Source organism: Streptomyces sp. 840.1 (assembly GCF_003751445.1).
Classification (GTDB): domain Bacteria; phylum Actinomycetota; class Actinomycetes; order Streptomycetales; family Streptomycetaceae; genus Streptomyces.
This window is the reverse complement of record NZ_RJUU01000001.1, coordinates 706962-728852: the sequence shown is the minus strand read 5'-3', so window position 1 is coordinate 728852 and position 21891 is coordinate 706962. Positions and strand designations below refer to the sequence as shown.

Genomic DNA, 21891 nt, shown 5'->3' with positions numbered 1-21891 from the left:
GGCCCGCGCGCCACTGCCCCACCCGGCCGCGCCGCACCGCGACGCCGCCCGCACCACCCCCGCGTACCACGCACCCCCCCTGCGCACCGTGCTGTTGCGGCTGCCGTCCGGACTCTCCGGCGGACGCCGGTCCGGCACTCGTCCGGTGCGCCGTCCCTGCCGAATTCCCGCTCTCTCCCCGCAAGGCTCACTGTGTTCGACGTCGCTGTCTTCGGATCCCTTTTTCTCACGCTTTTTGTGATTATGGATCCGCCCGGAATCACCCCGATCTTCCTGGCCCTCACCGCCGGCCGCCCCGCCAAGACCCAGCGCAAGATGGCGCTGCAGGCGGTCTCCGTCGCCTTCGGCGTGATCGCCGTCTTCGGAGTGCTCGGCCAGCAGATCCTGGACTACCTCCACGTCTCCGTACCCGCGCTGATGATCGCGGGCGGTCTGCTCCTGCTGCTGATCGCGCTGGACCTGCTGACCGGCAAGACGGACGAGCCGACGCAGACGAAGGACGTCAACGTGGCGCTCGTACCGCTCGGCATGCCGCTGCTCGCCGGTCCCGGCGCGATCGTCTCGGTGATCCTCGCCGTCCAGCACGCCGACAGCCTCGGGAGCCAGTTCTCCGTCTGGACGGCGATCGTCGCCATGCACGTGGTGCTCTGGCTGACCATGCGCTACTCGCTGCTGATCATCCGGGTCATCAAGGACGGCGGCGTCGTGCTGGTCACCAGGCTGGCCGGGATGATGCTGTCCGCCATCGCCGTGCAGCAGATCATCAACGGCGTCACCCAGGTCATCCAGAACGCCTGACCCCGCCCCGCGCAGCACAGCGCCCCCGCACGATCGGTCCGTGCGGGGGCGCTTCGTCTTTATACCGGCAAGGTGTTACGAGGCCGAGTTGTCGGCCGGGCGGATATAGATGCGCTGGCCCAATGCTGCGGCCTGCTGCACGATCCGGTTGACGGAGGCGGCGTCCACGACGGTGCTGTCCACGGCGGTACCGTCGACATCGTCGAGTCGCATGATCTCGAAGCGCATACGGCTTCCCTTCGTCTGATCCTCCTGCTGGAGAACTACTGGGAGGACGGGTGACCCGTCCGCAAGGATGAGGGGCGCCAGGCTGGTACGTCTCGCGCCCCACGAGGTGTACAACGGCTTGCCTCCTGCAATCATTCCCTACGCTAAGGAAATTTTTTGGATGTCTAAGTACCAGCAGGTAACCGAGCATGCGCGGACGACGACATCCACGACGAGGCCCGTATGAACGACGCAGAGACCGGCGAGCGTCTGGACCGCACCAACGAACTGCTCCAGCGCGTGCTCGCCGAGGTGTCGAAGACCCCCTCGACCCACGCGATCTTCGTCGACGCGGGCTATGTGTACGCCGCGGCCGGGCTGCTCGTCACCGGCACCGAGGACCGGCGCTCCTTCGACCTCGACTCGGAGGGGCTGATCGAGGCCTTCATCGACAAGGCCCGCACGATCTTCGCGGACAGCCGGCTCCTCCGCGTGTACTGGTACGACGGGGCCAGGCGCCGGATCCACACCGTCGAGCAGCAGTCCATCGCGGAACTCCCCGACGTCAAGGTCAGACTCGGCAACCTCAACGCCAACAACCAGCAGAAGGGCGTCGACTCACTCATCCGCACCGACCTCGAATCCCTCGCCCGCCACCGCGCCATCAGCGATGCCGCACTCGTCGGCGGCGACGAGGACCTGGTGTCGGCCGTCGAGGCAGCACAGGGGTACGGGGCCCGCGTCCACCTCTGGGGCATCGAGGCCGCGGAAGGCCGCAACCAGGCCGAACCACTGCTCTGGGAGGTCGACAGCCAGCGCACCTTCGACCTCGACTTCTGCCGCCCCTACGTGACCAGACGCCCCGTCACCACCTACGAGGACGACTCCCCGGCGCCCTCGCGCGACGACGTCCGCTTCGTCGGCACGCAGATCGCCGCGGCCTGGCTCGCCGCGCGCGGCCGCGAGTCCCTGGCCGACCTGCTCCCCGGGCACCCGTACCTGCCGGGCTCCGTCGACCAGGACCTGCTGGTCGAGGCCGAGCGCCTGCTCCAGCACTCGCTGCGCGGCCACGCCCATCTGCGGCGGGCGCTCCGCGACGGCTTCTGGCAGCACCTCCAGTCGCAGTACTGAGCGGGGGCCGGGGCCGCGGCGCCCTCGGCTACAGGCTGTCCCAGAAGGAGACCAGGGCGGCCGCCGTCGGCTCCGGCCGGTCCGTGTTGGGGGAGTGCTCGGCGCCCTCGATCCGGGTCCGGCGGGCGCCCAGCCGCCCGGCCATCTCGTCGAGCAGGGGGACCGGCCAGACGTCGTCGCGCTCGCCGGAGACGACGTGGACCGGCAGTCCGGTGGCGGCGACCTCGGCCACCCGGTCGGGCTCGGTGGCGAGCTGGCGGCCGGTGGCGATCAGCTGGGCGGGGCGGTGGCGCATCCAGCGCCGCCGCAGGTCCTCGCCGCCCGTCTCGGCCTCCGCGGGCGGGTCGAAGGCGCGCATGGCCTCCCAGACCCGGTCCATGCTCATGGTCGCGAGCGCGTCACCCAGGATCTTCGCCTTGATCTGCTGGGCCTCGACGACCTGCGCGGGCCCGGACGACATCAGGGTCAGCGAGCGGAACGGTGCCGGATCCAGGATGGCCGCGGCGCGTGCGACCAGCCCGCCGAGCGAGTGCCCGAGCAGGTGGACGCCGCCGTCACCGAGGCCGAGCGCGGCCGTCTGCGCGAGTGCGTCGCGCGCCAACTCCGCCTGCGCGTAGGACTCCTGGCGATCCGTCCCCTCGCTCTCGTACTGCCCGCGCCCGTCGACGGCGACCGCGCGGTACCCGGCGTCCGCCAGTGGTTCCAGCATCGCGATGAAGTCCTCCTTGCTGCCGGTGAAGCCGGGCAGCAGGAGCGCGGTGCCGCGCGGTGCGGTACGCGGGGACGCGTCCAGGACGGCGAAGTCGCCGCGCGCGGTGTGCAGCGTACGGGCCCGGGTGCAGGGCGGCGGGACGAAGGTGGGTGGCCGGCTCATGGGAGGAGGTTATGCCGTACAACGCCCGACGGGCCCGAGGGGGATCCCTCGGGCCCGTCGGGCACACACCCGGCGCGCTCGGGCGCCGGTCTCAGCTGTCGTTCTCAGCCCTCGGTCTTCGCGGCGGCCGCCCGGGGTGCCCGGCGCCGGCGCGGCTTGGCCTCGCCCTCGGTGACCGGGGCGTCCGCCACGGCCTCCGTCTTCGGCTTGGCGGCGGCGCGGGTGCGACGACGCGGCCTGCTGTCGTTCTCCGGCTCGGCGATCGGCGCGATCTGGAAGTCGACCTCGTCCTCGGCCGGCTTGATGACCCGGGCGCGGCGGCGCGGCTTGGTCACCGTCGTGGCCTCGGCGGCGGGCTCGGCCACGGGGGCGGTCTGGAAGTCGACCTCCTCCGTCACCGGCTTCGCGACCCGGGCGCGGCTGCGACGCGGCTTCGCCGCGGGCACCGCCTCGGCCGCCACCTCGACGGTGACATCGGCCTTGGCCCTGGAGGCCCTGGTCCGGGTCTTCACCACGGGCTCGGGCTCGGTGTCGATGACGACGACCGGGGCGGCCTGCACCGTCTCCACCGCGGCCTCGGCCGCGGCGTCCGGGGTGTTGACGCGGCCGCGACGACGCCGGCGCGGCGTGCGCGCCTCGGCGGGGGCTTCGGTGGCGGCGGGAGCCTCGACGGCCTCAGCTGCCGGTGCGGGCACCGTGGCGGCGCTCTCCTCGGCGGCGGAACCGCCCCGGGTGCGACGGCGCTGACGCGGCGTGCGCGGGGGGCGCTCCTCGCGGACGGCGGGTGCCGCGGCGGCGGGGGCGGACTTGCGGCCGCGGCCGCCCGTCTCCCCGAGGTCCTCGATCTCCTCGGCCCGCAGACCGGCGCGGGTGCGTTCGGTGCGCGGCAGGACACCCTTGGTGCCGGCCGGGATGTCCAGCTCCTCGTACAGGTGCGGGGAGGTGGAGTACGTCTCCGGCGGGTCCGGGAACTTCAGGTCGAGCGCCTTGTTGATCAGCTGCCAGCGCGGGATGTCGTCCCAGTCGACCAGCGTGATCGCGATGCCCTTGGCGCCCGCGCGGCCGGTGCGGCCGATGCGGTGCAGGTAGGTCTTCTCGTCCTCGGGGGACTGGTAGTTGATGACGTGGGTGACACCCTCGACATCGATACCGCGGGCCGCGACGTCGGTGCAGACGAGGACGTCCACCTTGCCGTTGCGGAAGGCGCGCAGCGCCTGCTCGCGGGCGCCCTGGCCCAGGTCGCCGTGGACGGCGCCGGAGGCGAATCCGCGCTTCTCCAGCTGCTCGGCGATGTCGGCCGCGGTGCGCTTGGTGCGGCAGAAGATCATCGCGAGTCCGCGGCCGTTGGCCTGGAGGATGCGGGAGACCATCTCCGGCTTGTCCATGTTGTGCGCGCGGTAGACGTACTGCGCGGTGTTCTTGACCGTGGTGCCCTCGTCGTCGGGCGAGGTGGCGTTGATGTGCGTCGGCTGCGACATGTAGCGACGGGCGAGGCTGATGACCGCGCCCGGCATGGTCGCGGAGAACAGCATGGTCTGCCGCTTGGCCGGCAGCATCGTGATGATGCGCTCGACGTCGGGCAGGAAGCCCAGGTCCAGCATCTCGTCGGCCTCGTCGAGGACGAGGACGCGGATGTGCGACAGGTCGAGCTTGCGCTGGCCCGCCAGGTCGAGCAGCCGGCCCGGGGTGCCGACGACGACGTCGACGCCCTTCTTGAGGGCCTCGACCTGGGGCTCGTACGCCCGGCCGCCGTAGATCGCGAGAACGCGGACGTTACGGACCTTGCCGGCGGTCTGGAGGTCGTTGGTGACCTGCTGGCACAGCTCGCGGGTGGGGACGACGATCAGTGCCTGCGGCGCGTCGGTGAGCTTCTCGGGCGCGGCCCGGCCCGCCTCGACGTCCGCGGGGACGGTGACGCGCTCGAGCAGCGGCAGCCCGAAACCGAGCGTCTTGCCGGTGCCGGTCTTGGCCTGCCCGATGACATCGGAGCCGGAGAGCGCTACGGGGAGCGTCATCTCCTGGATGGGGAAGGGGGACATGATGCCGACGGACTCAAGGGCCTCGGCCGTCTCGGGAAGAATCCCGAGGTCTCGGAACGTAGTCAGGGTATTGCCTCTTCTGTGAAACGCGGTCCGAGGCGAACGAAGGGGGTCGTACCGTGCCGGGGTTGGTCATCCGGCCGTGGATGGGCCGGGTGGCGCGGGACCACTGCCGTCGCTCGAGCGCTCGTGCCGCTGAGGGGGCCCCTCATCTGCGGTCGTACGTGGCGTACGCCTCGCGTGGAGGGCTGTCGGGTCGGAGCCGATCGGGCCACCGACCGGGCATCCTCATTCAATTTCGCGCCACGAGCAGTTGCAAAATGCTCAGTAAGCGCAATACCACTGTACCCCGGATTCGCGCATCTGTGTTGGGCGAATTCATCGGAACGGTGTGACGTCAGTCTGCGGGCGGACCCGTCCACCCCCCGGCGGGCGGGCTATTCTGCGCTCCATGGAGACGCCTGACAACGCCACGGAAACCCCCGCATCCACCCGAATTGCCGACCAGGACTGGGCCACCGCGGCCACGGAGCCGCAGTACCGCGCCGCCGTCGTGGACCTGCTGGGAGCACTCGCCTACGGGGAGCTGGCGGCCTTCGAGCGGCTCGCCGAGGACGCGAAACTCGCGCCGACGCTGGGTGACAAGGCGGCCCTGGCGAAGATGGCGTCCGCGGAGTTCCACCACTTCGAGCGGCTGACCGACCGGCTGACGGCGATCGAGGTGGAGCCGACCGCCGCGATGGAGCCGTTCGCCAAGGCGCTCGACGACTTCCACCGCCAGACCGCGCCGTCCGACTGGCTGGAAGGCCTGGTCAAGGCCTATGTCGGTGACTCGATCGCCAGTGACTTCTACCGTGAGGTCGCGGCCCGGCTCGATTCGGACACCCGTTCCCTGGTGCTCGCCGTCCTCGACGACACCGGACACGGCAACTTCGCCGTCGAGAAGGTGCGCGCCGCGATCGAGGCCGACCCGAGGCTCGGCGGCCGGCTCGCGCTGTGGGCGCGCAGGCTGATGGGCGAGGCGCTCTCGCAGGCGCAGCGCGTGGTGGCCGACCGCGACGCGCTGTCCACCATGCTGGTGGGCGGGGTGGCCGACGGCTTCGATCTGGCCGAGGTCGGCCGGATGTTCTCGCGGATCACCGAGGCGCACACCAAGCGGATGGCCACCCTGGGGCTTGCGGCGTAGCGCCGCCCCCGCGGTGTCAGGCGGCCGCCGACCGGTTGATCCGGCGGCTGCGCGGCCGGATCAGCAGGGACACCGTCACCGCGGAGATGAGCGCCGCGCCGATCAGCGTCGCCGCCGAGTGGCCGGGGCCCAGCACCGAGTGCATCAGATACAGGCCGAACAGGGCCCCCAGCGCTCCGGTGCCGAAGACGGCCCGGCGGGACGGGAGGCGGGGCGACAGGGAGCGCAGGGCCGCCCAGGAGAGGGCGAGTCCGAGCACGACGGAGCCCAGGGTTTCCAAGATCACAGACGATCACCTCGCAGGTACGGGGCGGGCAATTCGGTCTACGCGGTACTACCCCCGGGCCGCGGAACGCAATCCCCCGGCGGACAGGCTTCGCCCAGGCGTCGCACAGGAACGCACAGAAGTTCGACTGCCGTACATGAACGGCCGCCGTCGCACGGGACGGTCCTGCTCGGGCTCGCACCCCGGGCACAGCGGAAAGCGGCCCGGCGGGGGAATCCCCGCCGGGCCGCTTTCCGCGGTCTCTGTGTCCGTGCGCGCCTCTAGAGGGCGCCGAACCCCACCCGTCGCGTGCTGGGCTCGCCGATCTCCACGTAGGCGATCCGGTCGGCCGGCACCAGGACCTTGCGGCCCTTCTCGTCCGTGAGGCTGAGCAGCTGCGCCTTGCCGGCGAGAGCCTCGGAAACCGCGCTCTCGACCTCTTCGGCGGAAAGCCCGCTCTCCAGAACGATCTCCCGGGGCGTGTGCTGCACCCCGATCTTGACCTCCACGGCTATGTCCCTCCGACGGTCAGTCCCTGCGCGGTGAACCGCGCCGTACGCAGCACACATTAGCCCGCTGCGGACGGTGACCAGGGGTCGGCGGGCAACGCCCGCAGCGAACACGGGCGCCGGCCGCCCCGCTCAGTGCTGGTCGATGCCGTGCAGCGGGAAGCCCGCGATGCCCCGCCAGGCCAGCGAGGTGAGCAGCTGGACCGCGGTGTCGCGCGGGATGGCGGACCGGCTGGAGAGCCAGTAGCGGGCGACCACCTGGGACACCCCGCCCAGGCCCACGGCGAGCAGCATGGACTCGTCCTTGGACAGCCCCGTGTCACCGGCGATCACGTCGGAGATCGCCTCGGCGCACTGGAGCGAGACCCGGTCCACCCGCTCGCGCACGGCGGGCTCGTTGGTGAGGTCGGACTCGAAGACCAGCCGGAAGGCGCCGCCCTCGTCCTCGACGTACGCGAAGTAGGCGTCCATCGTCGCGGCCACGCGCAGCTTGTTGTCGGTCGTCGACGCGAGCGCCGTGCGGACCGACTGGAGCAGCGACTCGCAGTGCTGGTCGAGCAGGGCCAGGTAGAGCTCCAGCTTGCCCGGGAAGTGCTGGTAGAGCACCGGCTTGCTGACCCCGGCCCGCTCCGCGATGTCGTCCATCGCGGCGGAGTGGTAGCCCTGCGCGACGAAGACCTCCTGGGCGGCGCCCAGGAGCTGATTGCGTCGGGCGCGACGCGGCAGGCGAGTGCCCCGCGGGCGCGCCGCCTCGGTCTGCTCGATGGCTGTCACGCCGCCTCCCAAATTCGTGTTCCGGCACAACCGTTCCGTACTCGCTGCGCCGTACCGCCATCGTACTTTCGGGTAACCCGGGTACGCGCGGCGCGGACGCAGAATTTCACGGACCGGACGCCCGCGGTAGCCACAGTTCCCCTTGACCTGTGCCGTATAGCAGGACGTATCAGCGGTAATCGTCCTCGTCGTGCGTGACGACGCGGGCCTGTTCCGCCGCGTCCGCCTCGTTCGCACGGTTCCGGTCGACTTCCGTCAGCGGTTCGTCGCTCTCGGGGCGCAGCTCCGCCTGCTGCTCGGCGGCGTCCGCCTCGGGTGTCTCCTGGCCGGGTCCGTCGGGCTGGACGCCCTCGAAGGACTCCGGGTCACTGGGGTCGACCGTCATGGTGACTCCCTTCCTTGCCTCCGAGCCTAGGAGTACGGACCCGATGCCGCTATGCGGTGTGTGACGGCGAACACATGAATCGCGGTGTGATCGTCTCGTAACATTGCCACATGTCTTCGACCGAGCTGCCGGGAGTCCGGGCCGCCGCCGCAGCGGCGGCCCCCACGGTGAGCGCCGTCAGGGTCGCGGAGGGCGAGAGACTCCGCTCCGTCACGCTGGCCGGACTCACGCTGAACGTCCGATCGCGGCCCCCGGAGCGGACGGACCTGGCGCCCGCCCTCTACGTCCACGGGCTCGGCGGCTCCTCGCAGAACTGGTCGGCCCTGATGCCGCTGCTGCAGGACGTGGTGGACGGCGAGGCGCTCGACCTGCCGGGCTTCGGGGACTCCCCGCCCCCGGACGACGGCAACTACTCGGTCACCGGACACGCCCGCGCGGTGATCCGCTTCCTGGACGCGGGCGAGCGCGGGCCCGTCCACCTGTTCGGCAACTCCCTCGGCGGCGCGGTGGCGACCAGGGTCGCGGCGGTCCGCCCCGACCTGGTGCGCACGCTGACCCTGATCTCGCCCGCGCTCCCCGAGATCCGGGTCCAGCTGTCGGCCGCGCCGACCGCCCTGCTCGCGGTTCCGGGGCTCGTGTCCCTGTTCGCGCGGATGAGCCGGGACTGGACCGCGGAAGAACGCACCCGCGGAGTCATGGCACTCTGTTACGGCGATCCGGCACGCGTCTCCGAGGCGGGCTTCAGTGCGGCGGTGGCCGAAATGGAGCGACGGCTGGAACTGCCGTACTTCTGGGACGCCATGGCGCGCTCGGCACGTGGCATCGTCGATGCCTACACGCTGGGCGGTCAGCACGGGCTGTGGCGTCAGGCCGAGCGGGTGCTCGCGCCGACCCAGCTCGTGTACGGCGGACGGGACCGGCTCGTCTCGTACCGGATGGCACGCAGGGCGTCCGCGGCCTTCCGCGATTCGCGGCTGCTGACACTGCCCGACGCGGGGCACGTGGCGATGATGGAGTACCCGGAGGCGGTCGCCCAGGCGTTCCGGGAACTGCTCGACGAAGACGGCGGGAGCTGATCCGGGGCGTGGGACGACACAGTCGAAAGGGCCCTGAGGCCAAGGCGCCGGAGGCCGGGCCCGCCCCGGCGGAACCGGGCGCCGGGCGAGAGGGCACCCGCCCCGCACCCGGCAACGGCCGGCGCAGGCGGCCGGGCGAGGCGCCGCAGGCCCCCGATGGGCCCGCCCCGTTCCAGGGCGCGCCCCAGGTGCGCGGCGGCCACCCCGAACAACGCGAACCGGGCGGCGGCTGGGGCACCGGACCCGCCGGGCGCCCCGGCCCGCCGTCCCGCACCGAACCCGGCCGTACCGCCGGCGAGGCGTCGGCGCCGCAGCAACCGCAGGCGCCGCGGAACGCGCAGGGGACCGGCACCAAGCCGCTGATACCGGGCCCGCGCAGGGAGTTCGTCGAGGCGTTCGACGCCCCGGCCGCCCGGCCGCCCCGCGCCACCCCGGCGCCGGAGCGGGTTGCCCCCGCCGATCCGCACGGCCCCGTCAGCGACGGGGGCGAGCAGCCGCCGGACAGTGCGGACGGCGCGCCCAAGGACTCCAGGGGCGGCAGGGGCCGCACGTTCACCGGTATCGCGGCCGCCGCCGTGACCACGGTGCTCGCGGTGGTCGTCGCCGGCCAGGTCGCCCACGACAGCGGCGGCCGGTCCGGCGAGGCACAGGCGGCGGGAGTCGACCGGGACGGCACCGACGGCACCTCGCGGTCCGACGACAGGAACACCCCCAAGGTGGCGGTCAAGCCCCTCTCGTACGAGCAGAAGATGGCCAAGGCCTATCCGCTGGCGCCGAAGCTCAAGGGCTCGGGGAAATTCACGGCCGTACCCGGGGCGGCGAAGGCTCCGGGCAAGGGGCGCAAGTACGTCTACCGGATCGATGTCGAGAAGGGGCTCGGGCTCGACTCCGCGCTCTTCGCCCAGGCGGTCCAGAAGACCCTCAATGATGAACGCAGTTGGGCGCACGACGGCGCGATGACCTTCGAACGGATTTCCACCGGCGATCCGGATTTCGTGATCACGCTGGCCAGTCCGGGAACCACCGGGGTCTGGTGCGAGAAGTCGGGTCTGGACACGACGGTGGACAACGTCTCCTGCGACTCCGCCGCCACCGAGCGCGTGATGATCAACGCCTATCGCTGGGCCCAGGGCTCGTCCACCTTCGGTCCGGACAAGCTCTACTCCTACCGGCAGATGCTGATCAACCACGAGGTGGGTCACCGGCTGGGGCACAACCATGTGAGCTGCCGCACGCCGGGCACCCTCGCTCCGGTGATGCAGCAGCAGACCAAATCGCTCGACATCGACAACATCAAGTGCAAGCCCAACGCCTGGGTCCACCCGCAGGGTTGAGCCCTGCCCGCGGCCGCGCGAGCGGCCGCCACTCCGGTGGCCGCGAGGCCGGCCGCCGGAGGCGCGGCGATGGTCTCCCACCGCACTTGTCCGAATAGCGAGACGGTCGTCTCGTATCGCGTTGACACCGCGTGGGCCGTCGCCGCATATTTCTCGGCATGTCACACAGCCCCCTCACCGCCGAACGCGCAGCCATCGAGCTGGCGCTCATCGGCGTGACCGGGCACAGTGTCGCCGACGTCGACTGTTGCTGACGCCTGCCCGAGTGCGCGTCGGCCCCTGCCGCCCGAGCCCCGACGGGCCGGCCGGCCCCTCCCCGACTGCCGCACCGGGCGTACTCCGTCCGCAGGCGCGGCAGCTCCGGTGTCCCGGCCCCGACCGGCCGTACGCACATGTCCCTCTCGCCGCCTGCACGGACGCACTTCCGTATCCCCCACCCAGGCAGTTCTCCGAGAGGTCACCTTCCGATGCGTCAACCGTCCGTCATATCGCGCCGCGCAGCAGCGGCCGTCGCAGTACTCGTCGTGGCCGCCGGCGCCGCGGCCTGCGGGCCCGAGGGCAGCGGCAAGGGGAGCGACAGCGGCTCCGGCGCGGCGGGCGCGCCCAAGAAGGGCGGCACGCTCACCGTCCTCAACAGCGCCCCGCAGGAGGACTTCGACCCCGCCCGGCTCTACACCTCCGGCGGCGGCAACGTCCCCTCGCTCGTCTTCCGCACCCTCACCACCCGCAACCGGGAGGCCGGCGCGGCCGGTTCGAAGGTGGTCCCCGACCTGGCGACCGACCTGGGCACGCCCAGCAAGAACGCCACCGTCTGGACGTACACGCTCAAGGACAACCTCACGTACGAGGACGGCAGCGCGATCACGAGCGCCGACATCAAGTACGGCATCGAGCGCTCCTTCGCCGCCGAACTCTCCGGCGGCGCGCCCTACCTGCGTGACTGGCTGGTCGGCGGCGCCGGCTACCAGGGCCCGTACAAGGACAAGAAGGGCCTCGACTCGATTCGGACGCCCGACGCGAAGACGATCGTCTTCCACCTCAACAAGCCCGAGGGCGAGTTCCCCTTCCTGGCCACCCAGACCCAGACCACCCCCGTACCGAAGGCCAAGGACACCGGCACCAAGTACGAGGAGCACCCGCTCGCCTCCGGCCCGTACAAGGTCGTGAAGAACGAGGGCGACGGCGAGCGCCTCACCCTGGCGCGCAACCCCCACTGGTCGGCCGCCACCGACGAGGAGCGCAAGGCCTACCCGGACCGCATCGACGTCCGCTCCGGGCTCGACTCCGCCGTCATCAACCAGCGGCTGTCCGCCTCGCAGGGCGCCGACGCCGCCGCCGTCACCACCGACACCAACCTCGGCCCGGCCGAGCTCGCCAAGGTCAGCGGCGACAAGAAGCTCGCCGCCCGGGTCGGCACCGGCCACTTCGGCTTCACCAACTACATCGCCTTCAACCCGAAGGTGAAGCCGTTCGACAACCCGAAGGTGCGCCAGGCGATCTCCTACGCCGTCGACCGCACCTCCGTCGTCAACGCCGCAGGCGGCTCCTCGCTCGCCGAGCCCGCCACCACCTTCCTGCCCGACCAGGCCTCCTTCGGCTACACGCCCTACGACGCCTTCCCGGCCGGCAGGAACGGCAACGCGGCCAAGGCGAAGGAGCTGCTGAAGGAAGCCGGGTACCCCAAGGGGCTGACCGTCACCCTCACGCACAACAACGAGAAGAACTTCGCCACCAGCCCGGAGATCGCCACCGCGCTCCAGGAGGCGCTGAAGAAGGCCGGTATCACCGTCAAGCTGCGGGGCCTGGAGGACAACGCCTACTCGGACACCGTCTACAACGTGAAGTCCGAGCCCGGCTTCTTCCTCGGCGGCTGGGGCGCCGACTGGCCCTCGGGCGGGCCGTTCTTCGCCCCGGTCTTCGACGGACGCCAGATCGTCACGTCCGGGTACAACTTCAACGCCTCCCAGCTGAACGACCCGGCCGTCAACAAGGAGATCGACGAGATCAACAAGCTGACCGACCTGGACGCCGCCGCCAAGCGCTGGGGCGCGCTCGACAAGAAGGTCGGTGAGCGGGCGCTGACCGTGCCGCTGTTCCACCCGGTCTACAAGCGCCTGTACGGCGAGGCCGTCAAGAACGTGGTGATCGGCGACTGGACCGGCGTGCTCGACATCTCGCAGGTCGCGGTCAAGTAGCCATGACCGAAGCACTGCTGGTCAAGGAGGCGGGGGCCGTCGAGGCCCCCGCCTCCGGGGCCCATCCGTTCTGGCGGCGGCTGCGCACCAGGCGCTCCGCCCTGGTGGCCGCCGTCCTCGTCGCCCTGCTGGTCCTGACCGCGCTCGCCGCACCGCTGCTCGCGGGCATCGAGGGCCAGGACCCCACCACCTACCACCCCGGGCTCGTCGACTCCGCCACCGGCGGGGTACCGCTCGGCTCCTTCGGCGGGATCAGCGCCGAGCACTGGCTCGGCGTCGAACCGCTCACCGGACGCGACCTCTTCGCCCGCGTCGTCTACGGCGCCCGGGTCTCGCTCGGCGTCGCGCTCGGCGCGACACTGCTCCAGGTCGCCATCGGCGTCGTCGTCGGCCTCGCGGCCGGACTCGGCAACCGCCTCGTCGACCAGGTGTTCAGCCGGGTCACCGATGTGATGGTCGCCCTGCCGGTCATGGTCGCCGCCCTCGGCGCGCTCGCCGTCGTCCCGGCCGGATTCCCGCGCCCGGTACTGATCGCGCTGCTCGTCGGACTGGTCGGCTGGACCCACATCTCCAAGATCGTGCGCGCGAAGACCCTCGCCCTGAAATCGCTGGACCACGTCGCCGCCGCCCGGCTCAGCGGCTGGGGGCCGGTGCAGATCGCGCGGCGCGAACTGCTGCCCGCGCTGGCGGCACCCGTCATCACGTACGCCGTGCTGCTCTTCCCCTCCAACATCGTCGTCGAGGCCGCGCTGTCCTTCCTCGGCGTCGGCATCAAACCGCCCACCCCGTCCTGGGGCCAGATGCTCAGCGACGCCGACACCTGGTACCAGGCCGCGCCCACCTACCTGCTGATCCCGGCCGGACTGCTCTTCGTCACCGTGCTGGCGCTCACCGTCCTCGGCGAGGGCGTGCGCACCGCGCTCGACCCGCGCGCCGCCTCCCGGCTGCGGATCGGCACCGGCGCCAGGAAGGAGGCCGGAGCATGACGTACTTCCTGCTGCGCCGGCTGGGCGGGGCGCTCTTCGTCCTGCTCGCCCTCAGCGTCGTCGTCTACACCGCGTTCTACGTGGCGCCGGGCAACGCCGCACAGATCGCCTGCGGCCCGCGCTGCTCGCCCGCCCAGGTCGCCCAGGTCACCGAACAACTGCGCCTCGACGACCCGGTGTACGTGCAGTACGCGCACTTCCTCCAGGCCCTGTTCGCCGGCCGCGACTACTCCACCGGAACCGGTGTGGTGCACTGCCCGGCCCCCTGCCTGGGGCTCTCGTACCAGAGCGGACAGCAGGTCACCCAGCTGATCGTCGCCAAGCTGCCCGCCACCGCCTCGCTCGCCGTCGGCGCGTTCGTGCTGTGGATGGTGCTCGGGGTCGGCACCGGACTGCTCTCGGTGTGGCGGCGCGGCCGCGCCACCGAGCGCATCCTCACCGGGATCACCCTGGCCGGCATGGCCACACCCGTCTTCGTGATCGGCCTGCTGCTGATCATCATCTGCGTCACGGCCCTGCGGATCCTGCCGTTCCCGGACTACGTCCCCTTCACCGATGACCCGGAACAGTGGGCCTGGAACCTGCTGCTGCCCTGGATCTCCCTCGCGCTCGTCTCCGCCGCCCCGTACGCGCGGATGACCCGCTCCTCGATGCTGGAGACGCTCGCGGAGGACCATGTGCGCACCTTCAGGGCGTACGGGGTCAGCGAGCGCGTGATCGTGGGACGGCACGCCCTGCGCGGCGCGCTCGCCCCGGTGATCGCGCTCGGCGCACTGGACATCGGCTCGATGTTCGGCGGCGCCGTGCTCACCGAGTCCCTCTTCGGGATTCCCGGGGTCGGCCGCGAACTCGTCGCGGCCGTACGGAACGTGGACCTCCCGGTCGTCGTCGGTCTGGTGCTCGTCACCGGGTTCTTCGTCGTCCTCGCCAATGCCGTCGCCGACATCCTGCAGGCGATGGCCGACCGACGGGTGGTGCTGTCATGAGTCTCGTCGAGGTCACCGATCTCTCGATCTCCTTCGGCGGTGTGCGGGCGGTGCGCGGACTGTCGTTCTCGCTGGAGGCGGGCGGCGCGCTCGGCATCGTCGGCGAGTCCGGCTCCGGCAAGAGCGCCTCGGCGTACGCCCTGCTCGGACTGCACCGGGGGACCGGCGCGAAGGTCGGCGGCTCGGTGCGCGTCGCGGGCGTGGACGTCCAGGCCGCCGGGGACGCGGAACTGCGCGGGCTGCGCGGGGCGAAGGCCGCGATGGTCTTCCAGGACCCGCTCTCCTCGCTGGACCCGTACTACGCGGTGGGCGACCAGATCGCCCAGGTGTACCGGGTCCACAACCGGGTCTCCCGGCGGGCGGCCCGGACCAGGGCCGTCGAGGTGCTGGACCGGGTCGGCATCGCGGACGCGGTACGCCGCTCCCGCTCCCGGCCGCACGAGTTCTCCGGCGGGATGCGGCAGCGTGCGCTGATCGCCATGGCGCTGGCCTGCGAGCCGGAGCTGCTGATCGCGGACGAGCCGACGACCGCGCTCGACGTCACCGTCCAGGCCCAGATCCTCGACCTGCTGCACGGGCTGCGCCGCGAGACGGGCATGGGCCTGCTGCTGGTCACCCATGACGTGGGCGTGGCGGCGGAGTCGGTGGACGAGGTGCTGGTCATGCGGTCGGGACTCGCGGTGGAACGGGGGCCGGTGGCCGAGGTCCTGCGCGCGCCGCGCGAGCCCTACACGAAGGCGCTGCTGTCGGCGGTGCCGCGCATCGCCCCGGAGCCGGACGGCGCGGGGGGCGCCCGGCATGCGGTGCCGGACGGAGCCGAGGTGCTCGTCGAGGCCGACGGCCTGCGGCAGGTGTTCGGCCGGGGCAAGTCCGCCCTGGCCGCCGTCGACGGGGTGTCCCTCACCGTCCGCCAGGGCGAGACGCTCGGCATCGTCGGGGAGAGCGGCAGCGGCAAGACCACGCTCGGGCGGATGCTCGTCGGCCTGCTGGAGCCCACCTCCGGCACGCTCAGCCGGGTGGACCGGGTCCAGATGGTCTTCCAGGACCCGGTCTCCTCGCTCAACCCGCGCCGCTCCGTGGGAGAGTCCGTCGCCGACCCGCTGCGGGCGCGCGGGCAGCGCGACGAGGGCGCGATCAGGGCGCGCGTACGGGACCTGCTGGAGCGCGTCGGGCTCGACCCGGACCAGTACGACCGCTATCCGCACGAGTTCAGCGGCGGGCAGCGCCAACGCGTCGGCATCGCACGGGCGCTGGCCGCCGAACCGAGACTGATCGTCTGCGACGAGGCGGTCTCCGCCCTCGACGTGACGACCCAGGCCCAGGTGACCGCGCTGCTGGCCGAACTCCAGCGGGAACTGGGGCTCGCGCTGGTCTTCATCGCGCACGATCTCGCGGTCGTACGCCAGGTCAGCGACCGGGTGGCCGTCATGCGCCACGGCCGGATCGTCGAGGAGGGCCCGGTGGAACAGGTCTACGGACAGCCCCGTGACCCGTACACCAAGCAGCTCCTGGCGGCGGTGCCGGCGCTGGATCCGGCGCTCTCGGCGGTCCGCCGCGCGGCCCGCGCGGAGCCCGCAGCGGTCTGACCGTACGTAGTCGACTGCCTCTATAGCGCGACGGAACGCTACGGGGGTGGGAAAGTTACGACGGTTCACCCCTTTCGGTGGTGCGACGGACAACCGTCCGTCGCACCACCGGCGTATCCGCTTACGGTCGTCCCGCTGCGAGTCACCGATCCAACGGTGGCCGCCCACAAGGGAGATCGGGGGTGTGCTCGTGCGGATCGGACTCCTCACCGACGGTGGTTATCCGTATGCGACCGGTGAGTCCAGACTCTGGTGCGACCGCCTGGTGCGCGGACTCGCGCAACACGAGTTCGATCTCTTCGCGCTCAGCCGGGACGCCGAACAGGAGGCGCGCGGCTGGGTCCAGCTCCCGCTCCAGGTGAGCCGGGTACGCACGGCCCCGCTGTGGACCGCCGACGAGGACGTCCTGAGACTGCACGCCCCCAGGGGGCTGCTCTCGCGCCTGCTGACCGGCGGGGGCGCGCACTCCTACGGACGGCGCGAACGACGGCGCTTCACCACCCACTTCACGGCGCTCGCGACGGCGGTCTGCGCCGCGGGCGCGAGTGGGGGTGAGCGGGACGAGGACACCGGACGCGTCGAGGGCTCCGCGCTCACCGGGCCCGCGGACGACACGCGGTTCACCGACGGCCTCTACGGGCTGGCCGAACTGGCCGCCGAACGCGGCGGACTTCCCGCGGCGCTGCGCTCCGAGACCGCGGTACGGATCCTGGAGGCGGCCTGCCGCGCGCCCGGCACCGGCCGCACCGTCCAGGCCGCCACCGTCCCCGACCTCCTCGCCTTCGCCGCCGAGCTGGACCGGGTGCTGCGCCCGCTCTCCCTCGACTGGTACGACGAGGAGAGCCTCGGCGCCGTGGACCTCTGCCACGCCACATCGGGCGGCGCCGCCGCCCTGCCCGGCCTGCTGGCCAAACGCTTCTTCGGCGTGCCGCTGCTGGTCACCGAGCACTCCGTGCGGCTGCGGTCGCACTACCTCGCGACGGCCGGAACCCCGCTCAGTGCGCCGGTGCGCGCCCTCCTCGCGAACTTCCACGGCCGGCTCGCCGCCGAGGTGTACCGCCAGGCCGCCCTGATCACCCCCGGCAACACGCATGCCCGCCGCTGGCAGGAACGCTGCGGCGCGGACCCCGCCAAGGTGCGCACGGTCTACCCCGGCATGGAGTCCGGCCGGTTCGAGGCGCTGGGCGAGACCGAGGGCGACGGCGGTCCGGACACCCTGGTGTGGGTCGGCCGGATCGAGCCCGCCAAGGACCTGGTCGCCCTGCTGCACGCCTTCGCCGAGGTGCGCAGGGCCGAGCCCGACGCCCGGCTGCGGATCATCGGCGCGGCGGCCCAGGGCCCCGAGGGCGCCGGCTACCTCGCGCAGTGCCGGGCGCTCGCCGCCCAGCTCTTCCCGGACGAGGCTGCCGGCGCGCACGCCGAGGGCGACAACCCGGTCTCCTTCGAGGAGATCGGCGGGGCCGAGGTCCCCGACCTCGCCCAGGCGTACGCGGCCGCCGGGATCGTGGTGCTCTCCAGCGTGGTCGAGGGCTTCCCGATCAGCCTGGTCGAGGCGATGTTCTGCGGCCGGGCCACGGTCTCCACGGATGTCGGCGCGGTCGTCGAGGTCATCGGCGGGACGGGGCTCGTGGTCCCGCCGCGCAATCCCCGGGCGCTCGCGGACGCCTGTCTGACCCTCCTGCGCGACCCCGAGCGCCGTGCGCGCCTGGGTGCGGCGGCCCGCGCCCGCGCGCTCGAACTCTTCACGGTCGAACAGAACCTCGCGGCATTTCGCGGCATTTACCTGGAGCTGATCGCTTGCGCGCCGGTGCGCAGGGACACGGCGACGGTGAACGGGGACGGCGGCCCGCGCCCCTTCGCCACCCCACCGGAGGCCCATGTCCTCGGCCTGTGGCCGGGCCCGGACGAGCGCCTCGCCCCTGTTCCGGCCGAGCGCACACCCAGCTGGGCCGGGAGCGGGGCGTGCGCGGGGGCGCGCGGAGCGGGGGACGGCGATGCGTGACCAGGAAGCGGCCGGACCGGGCCGCCGTACCGACCCGGCGGCCCGTGCCGACCTGACCGCCCGTGCCGACCTGACCGACCCTGCCCACCTGACCGGCCGGGCCGGGGCGCCCGGCGCCCACGGCGAGGAAGACGGAGGAACGACGATGGGCCGCCCGACCGAGTTGCCCGGCACACCGACGACCGGCAGCGGCTGGGACCCCCGCTCGCGGGCGCTCGTCCCCGACGCACCGGCCGGGACCGGCCCGGAGCGGAGGACGGGGACCGCCCCGGCGACAGCGCCGGCCGCGCCCAAGACCCCGGCCGAGGCCCCCGAGCCCCGGGCCGAGGCACTCGCCAAGTCCCCTGCCGAGCCCCCCGCCGAGGCACTCGCCAAGACCTCGGCAGAGGCGGCGGTCTCAGGGGTCCCGGAGGCACCGGCGGTCGCAGTGGCCGCAGGCGCCCCGGAGCGCGCGGCCCAACCCTCCGCCCGCGCACCGGAGATCGCGCACGCCGCCCAGGCGCGCAAGCTCAGCACCGGGCGACGCGGGCCCGCCGACCCGGTGAAGTCGCTCATGCACCGGCACCGCGAACTCTGCGAGCGCGCCGTCGACTCGCTGGAGATCGCCGCCGGGCTGGAGGCCCACGGCGTCACCGACCGCACCGCCGCCCGCTACCGCCACCGCGACGTGTTCTCGCTCGCCGAGGAGCTGTTCGCCCGGGTACCGGGCATGGCGGGGGAGCCCGCGGCACCCGGCACGGCGCAGGAGCCCGTCGTCGTGCTCTCCACGGCGGCGGGTGACATCCAGACGCGCGCCGCCTGGTCGCTGCGGGCACTGCTGCCGGGCGCCGCCTGTCTGGCGACGCTCGTATCGCTGCGGCTCACCGACGGGGTGCTGGGCGGCGAGGCGCGGCTCGCCATCGGCAGCGGCGGCGCCCTCCTCGCGTTCATCGGGCTCGCCCTCGCGCTGCGCAACGGGCCGCTCTCCACCGACGGCCGCGCCACGGGCGCCGCCAACCTGTACGGCTGCTGGCTGCTCGGCTACGCCCTGTACGGCGAGGCCCTGCTCCACCAGGTGCTCAGCGGCGGCCCCGAAGGCCCCTGGGCGATCACCCCGGCCCCGCTGCTCGGGCTCGCCGTCGCGGTCGCCCCGGCCGCCTGGTGCGCGCACCTCTTCTCCGTGCACGCACACCACAAACTCAACGGCAGCCGCGCACTGGAGGAGTTCGCGGCAGGCGTGCGCCCCCTGCTGTTCGGCGCCGTCGCGTTCTTCCTCTGCGTCGTGACCGGGCTGCTCTACCTGGCCGGTCTCGGAACCGGCGGCGGCGCCCCCGTCGGGGCGGCCGGCCTCGGGGTGCTGCTCCTGCTGGCACGGCTCCTCACCGTCCACGGCTTCCCCGGACCCGCCGCCACCGGACTCGCCGCCGCCTGTGCCGTCGAGGCCGCCGCACCCGCCCTGGTCCTGGCCGGACGGCTGCCCGGCCTCCACCCCGTCGCCCGGCCGGTCGACGCCCTCGTCGCGGCGGCGGGCGCCGGAGCCGTACCCGCCGTGGCCTGCGGCGCGGCCGCGCTCGGGCTGCTGACCACCGCCACCGTCGCGCTCTCCCGGGCATCCGCCCACACCGCCGACTGACGCGCGCCACGACGCACCACAGACCCCCGCGGAGCCGACGCCGCGGGTCCCGCCCCGCACCGTACTCAACTGCCTCAAGGAGACACCGGACATGACCCCCCAATACCTCGCACCGGCAGCCCGCCGTCGGCACCCAGGGGGCGCACGATGAGGGTGCTGCTGCTCGGAGCCAACGGATTCCTCGGCCGGTTCGTCGCCGACCGGCTGCTCGCCGACCCGGCCGTACACCTCACGGCGCTCGGCCGAGGCGACGACGCCGACGTACGGTTCGACCTCGCCAGCGGCAGCCCGGGAGCCCTCACCCGCTTCCTGGACGCCGTCCACCCCGGAGTCGTCGTCAACTGCGCCGGCGCCACCCGGGGCGGGGCGCGCGACCTGACCCGCCACAACACCGTCGCCGTCGCCACCGTCTGCGAGGCGATGCGGCGCAGCGGCTGCACCGCCCGGCTCGTCCAGGTCGGCTGCTCCTCCGAGTACGGGCCCTCGCAGCCCGGCTCGTCCACCGCCGAGGACGCCATCCCCCGCCCCGGCGGCCCGTACGGCGTCAGCAAGCTCGCCGCCACCGAACTCGTCCTCGGCTCCGGCCTCGACGCGGTCGTGCTGCGGGTCTTCTCGCCGGTCGGTCCCGGCACCCCGGCCGGCTCCCCGCTCGGCCGGCTCGCGGAGGCGATGCGCCGCGCCATGCAGTCCGGTGACGGCGAGCTCAAGCTCAGCGGTCTCGGCGTGCAGCGCGACTTCGTCGATGTGCGCGACGTCGCGCGCGCCGTGCACGCCGCCTCGCTCTCCGCCGCCCAGGGCGTCGTCAACATCGGCACCGGCCGGGCCGTGCGCCTCCGTGACGCCGCCGCCGTGCTCGCCAAGGTCGCCGGATACGCCGGCGCGCTCCACGAGCTGGACACGCCCCCCGCCCGGCTGCCCATCGGCGCCCCCCGCACCTCGGCCGAATCGGTCATGGAACACCTCTCGGCCACCCCCTCGCCCTACCCGGACGGCTGCGGCGCCTGGCAGCAGGCCGATGTGCGCACCGCCAGGGACCGGCTCGGCTGGCGCCCCCGGATCAATCTGGAGGAGTCCCTCGCGGACATCTGGATGGAGGCGGCGTGCCGTATCTGACCAGTACCGGCACGGCCCGCCGCACCAGCGGTGCCGAACAGCTCGGCTTCGGCGTCCCCGGCTACACGCACCCGCTGCTCGCGCCCGTCGAATGGGCCGAGCTGGCACGCCCCGGCACCCCGCTGCACTGGGCCGTCCTCGACATCGACAACGGTCCCGGCACCCGTCCCGACCCGCACTGCCTGGAGGCCGCGGGCCGGCTCCGCAACGCCCGCGAACGGGCCGTGCACGGCGAGGAGGCGCTGGACTCCGTGCGGGCGTCGGCCGGGCGGCTGCTCGGCCGGCTCGATCTGGCCTTCGGTGACCGGCCCTTCGACGAGCTGGTCACCGACGCCCGGTCCTTCCTGGACTGGTACCGCGTCGACGGCTTCTACCTCGACCGGTGCCCGGCCGGCCGCCCCGGCCTCCCGGCGGTCCGCCGGCTCACCAGCACCCTCGCCGCGTTCCTGGCGGACAGCGACGGCGTGCGGGGCGGCGGGCACCTCGTGCTCGGGCACGACACCCACCCGTACCCCGGCTACGCGGAGGCCGCCGACCAGCTCGTCACCTTCCGCGGCCCGTGGACCGACTACCGCTGGTCGCAGGTGGCGGAGTGGACCGCCGCCTATCCGCCCGGCCGGTTCGCGCACTTCGTCCACGGCGTTCCGCGCAGCCACCTGGAGGAGGCGATGCGGATCGCGCGCTGGCAGGGCGCCGGAACGATCTTCTTCACGGATCGCAGCGGTGAGACGGATCCCGGGAACGGGCACGGACAAACCGATCCATTCGCGACGCTGCCCAGCTACTGGGATGAAATCGTCTCGCGGATCGGACCTGGTATCTCGGAATGAGAG

At 72.8% G+C, this 21891-nt stretch carries 21 protein-coding genes; 14 read left to right on the top strand and 7 right to left on the bottom strand.

Going from position 1 to position 21891, the window contains the following annotated elements:
• Window positions 1-192: 192 nt before the first annotated feature.
• Complete coding sequence (locus EDD93_RS03185) at window positions 193-798, top strand: MarC family protein (RefSeq protein ID WP_123523716.1); 606 nt, start codon at window positions 193-195, stop codon at window positions 796-798.
• Window positions 799-873: 75 nt separating this feature from the next.
• Here EDD93_RS03185 and EDD93_RS39500 read toward each other — a convergent pair whose 3' ends face one another.
• Window positions 874-1026, bottom strand: a complete 153-nt coding sequence (locus EDD93_RS39500) for a hypothetical protein (RefSeq protein ID WP_185092201.1) — start codon at window positions 1024-1026, stop codon at window positions 874-876.
• 222 nt (window positions 1027-1248) lie between these two features.
• On the opposite strand from EDD93_RS39500, the gene EDD93_RS03180 reads away from it, so the two are divergent.
• On the top strand, window positions 1249-2136 hold the full coding sequence (locus tag EDD93_RS03180) for an NYN domain-containing protein (RefSeq protein WP_123523715.1): 888 nt from the start codon (window positions 1249-1251) through the stop codon (window positions 2134-2136).
• 28 nt (window positions 2137-2164) lie between these two features.
• Here EDD93_RS03180 and EDD93_RS03175 read toward each other — a convergent pair whose 3' ends face one another.
• Window positions 2165-3010: an alpha/beta fold hydrolase gene (locus tag EDD93_RS03175; RefSeq protein WP_123523714.1), complete on the bottom strand. Its 846-nt coding sequence runs from the start codon at window positions 3008-3010 to the stop codon at window positions 2165-2167.
• Between the two features lie 104 nt (window positions 3011-3114).
• The gene (locus EDD93_RS03170) at window positions 3115-5049 is read right to left on the bottom strand and encodes a DEAD/DEAH box helicase (protein WP_185092200.1); all 1935 of its coding nucleotides are present in this window, start codon (window positions 5047-5049) and stop codon (window positions 3115-3117) included.
• Window positions 5050-5500: 451 nt separating this feature from the next.
• Between EDD93_RS03170 and EDD93_RS03165 the strand changes: the two genes are divergently transcribed.
• Window positions 5501-6235, top strand: coding sequence for a ferritin-like fold-containing protein (locus tag EDD93_RS03165; RefSeq protein WP_123523712.1), 735 nt, complete (start codon window positions 5501-5503; stop codon window positions 6233-6235).
• 16 nt (window positions 6236-6251) lie between these two features.
• Here the strand turns inward: EDD93_RS03165 and EDD93_RS03160 are convergent, their stop codons facing one another.
• The 4 genes from EDD93_RS03160 to EDD93_RS03145 all read right to left on the bottom strand — a co-directional run bounded on the left by EDD93_RS03160 (window position 6252) and on the right by EDD93_RS03145 (window position 8168).
• Window positions 6252-6521, bottom strand: a complete 270-nt coding sequence (locus tag EDD93_RS03160) for a hypothetical protein (RefSeq protein WP_123523711.1) — start codon at window positions 6519-6521, stop codon at window positions 6252-6254.
• 260 nt (window positions 6522-6781) lie between these two features.
• On the bottom strand, window positions 6782-7009 hold the full coding sequence (locus EDD93_RS03155; protein WP_024490505.1) for a DUF3107 domain-containing protein: 228 nt from the start codon (window positions 7007-7009) through the stop codon (window positions 6782-6784).
• Window positions 7010-7141: 132 nt separating this feature from the next.
• A complete protein-coding gene (locus tag EDD93_RS03150; protein ID WP_123523710.1) occupies window positions 7142-7783 on the bottom strand; it encodes a TetR/AcrR family transcriptional regulator in 642 nt (213 codons plus the stop codon).
• Between the two features lie 169 nt (window positions 7784-7952).
• Window positions 7953-8168: a hypothetical protein gene (locus EDD93_RS03145; protein ID WP_123523709.1), complete on the bottom strand. Its 216-nt coding sequence runs from the start codon at window positions 8166-8168 to the stop codon at window positions 7953-7955.
• Between the two features lie 110 nt (window positions 8169-8278).
• On the opposite strand from EDD93_RS03145, the gene EDD93_RS03140 reads away from it, so the two are divergent.
• From EDD93_RS03140 to EDD93_RS03095, 11 genes are all read left to right on the top strand, one after another.
• Complete coding sequence (locus tag EDD93_RS03140; protein ID WP_123523708.1) at window positions 8279-9244, top strand: alpha/beta fold hydrolase; 966 nt, start codon at window positions 8279-8281, stop codon at window positions 9242-9244.
• An 8-nt stretch (window positions 9245-9252) separates the two neighbouring features.
• Window positions 9253-10578, top strand: coding sequence for a DUF3152 domain-containing protein (locus EDD93_RS03135; protein ID WP_123523707.1), 1326 nt, complete (start codon window positions 9253-9255; stop codon window positions 10576-10578).
• Between the two features lie 158 nt (window positions 10579-10736).
• Window positions 10737-10832 carry an Ms4533A family Cys-rich leader peptide gene (locus EDD93_RS40675; protein ID WP_311318299.1) on the top strand — a complete coding sequence of 32 codons (96 nt, stop codon included), beginning with the start codon at window positions 10737-10739 and terminating at the stop codon, window positions 10830-10832.
• 213 nt (window positions 10833-11045) lie between these two features.
• A complete protein-coding gene (locus tag EDD93_RS03130) occupies window positions 11046-12773 on the top strand; it encodes an ABC transporter substrate-binding protein (protein ID WP_123523706.1) in 1728 nt (575 codons plus the stop codon).
• 2 nt (window positions 12774-12775) lie between these two features.
• Window positions 12776-13759, top strand: a complete 984-nt coding sequence (locus tag EDD93_RS03125) for an ABC transporter permease (protein WP_123523705.1) — start codon at window positions 12776-12778, stop codon at window positions 13757-13759.
• Window positions 13756-14745 carry an ABC transporter permease gene (locus EDD93_RS03120; RefSeq protein WP_123523704.1) on the top strand — a complete coding sequence of 330 codons (990 nt, stop codon included), beginning with the start codon at window positions 13756-13758 and terminating at the stop codon, window positions 14743-14745. Before EDD93_RS03125 ends, EDD93_RS03120 begins: the two co-directional genes overlap by 4 nt.
• A complete protein-coding gene (locus EDD93_RS03115) occupies window positions 14742-16331 on the top strand; it encodes an ABC transporter ATP-binding protein (protein ID WP_123523703.1) in 1590 nt (529 codons plus the stop codon). The genes EDD93_RS03120 and EDD93_RS03115 overlap by 4 nt, the downstream gene beginning before the upstream one ends.
• Before the next feature lie 190 nt (window positions 16332-16521).
• Window positions 16522-18333, top strand: coding sequence for a glycosyltransferase (locus EDD93_RS03110; protein ID WP_123527559.1), 1812 nt, complete (start codon window positions 16522-16524; stop codon window positions 18331-18333).
• A gap of 553 nt (window positions 18334-18886) precedes the next feature.
• A complete protein-coding gene (locus EDD93_RS03105; RefSeq protein WP_123527558.1) occupies window positions 18887-19945 on the top strand; it encodes a hypothetical protein in 1059 nt (352 codons plus the stop codon).
• 147 nt (window positions 19946-20092) lie between these two features.
• Window positions 20093-21058 carry an NAD(P)-dependent oxidoreductase gene (locus EDD93_RS03100; protein ID WP_024493628.1) on the top strand — a complete coding sequence of 322 codons (966 nt, stop codon included), beginning with the start codon at window positions 20093-20095 and terminating at the stop codon, window positions 21056-21058.
• Complete coding sequence (locus EDD93_RS03095; protein ID WP_123523702.1) at window positions 21046-21888, top strand: spherulation-specific family 4 protein; 843 nt, start codon at window positions 21046-21048, stop codon at window positions 21886-21888. The genes EDD93_RS03100 and EDD93_RS03095 overlap by 13 nt, the downstream gene beginning before the upstream one ends.
• Window positions 21889-21891 lie beyond the last annotated feature (3 nt).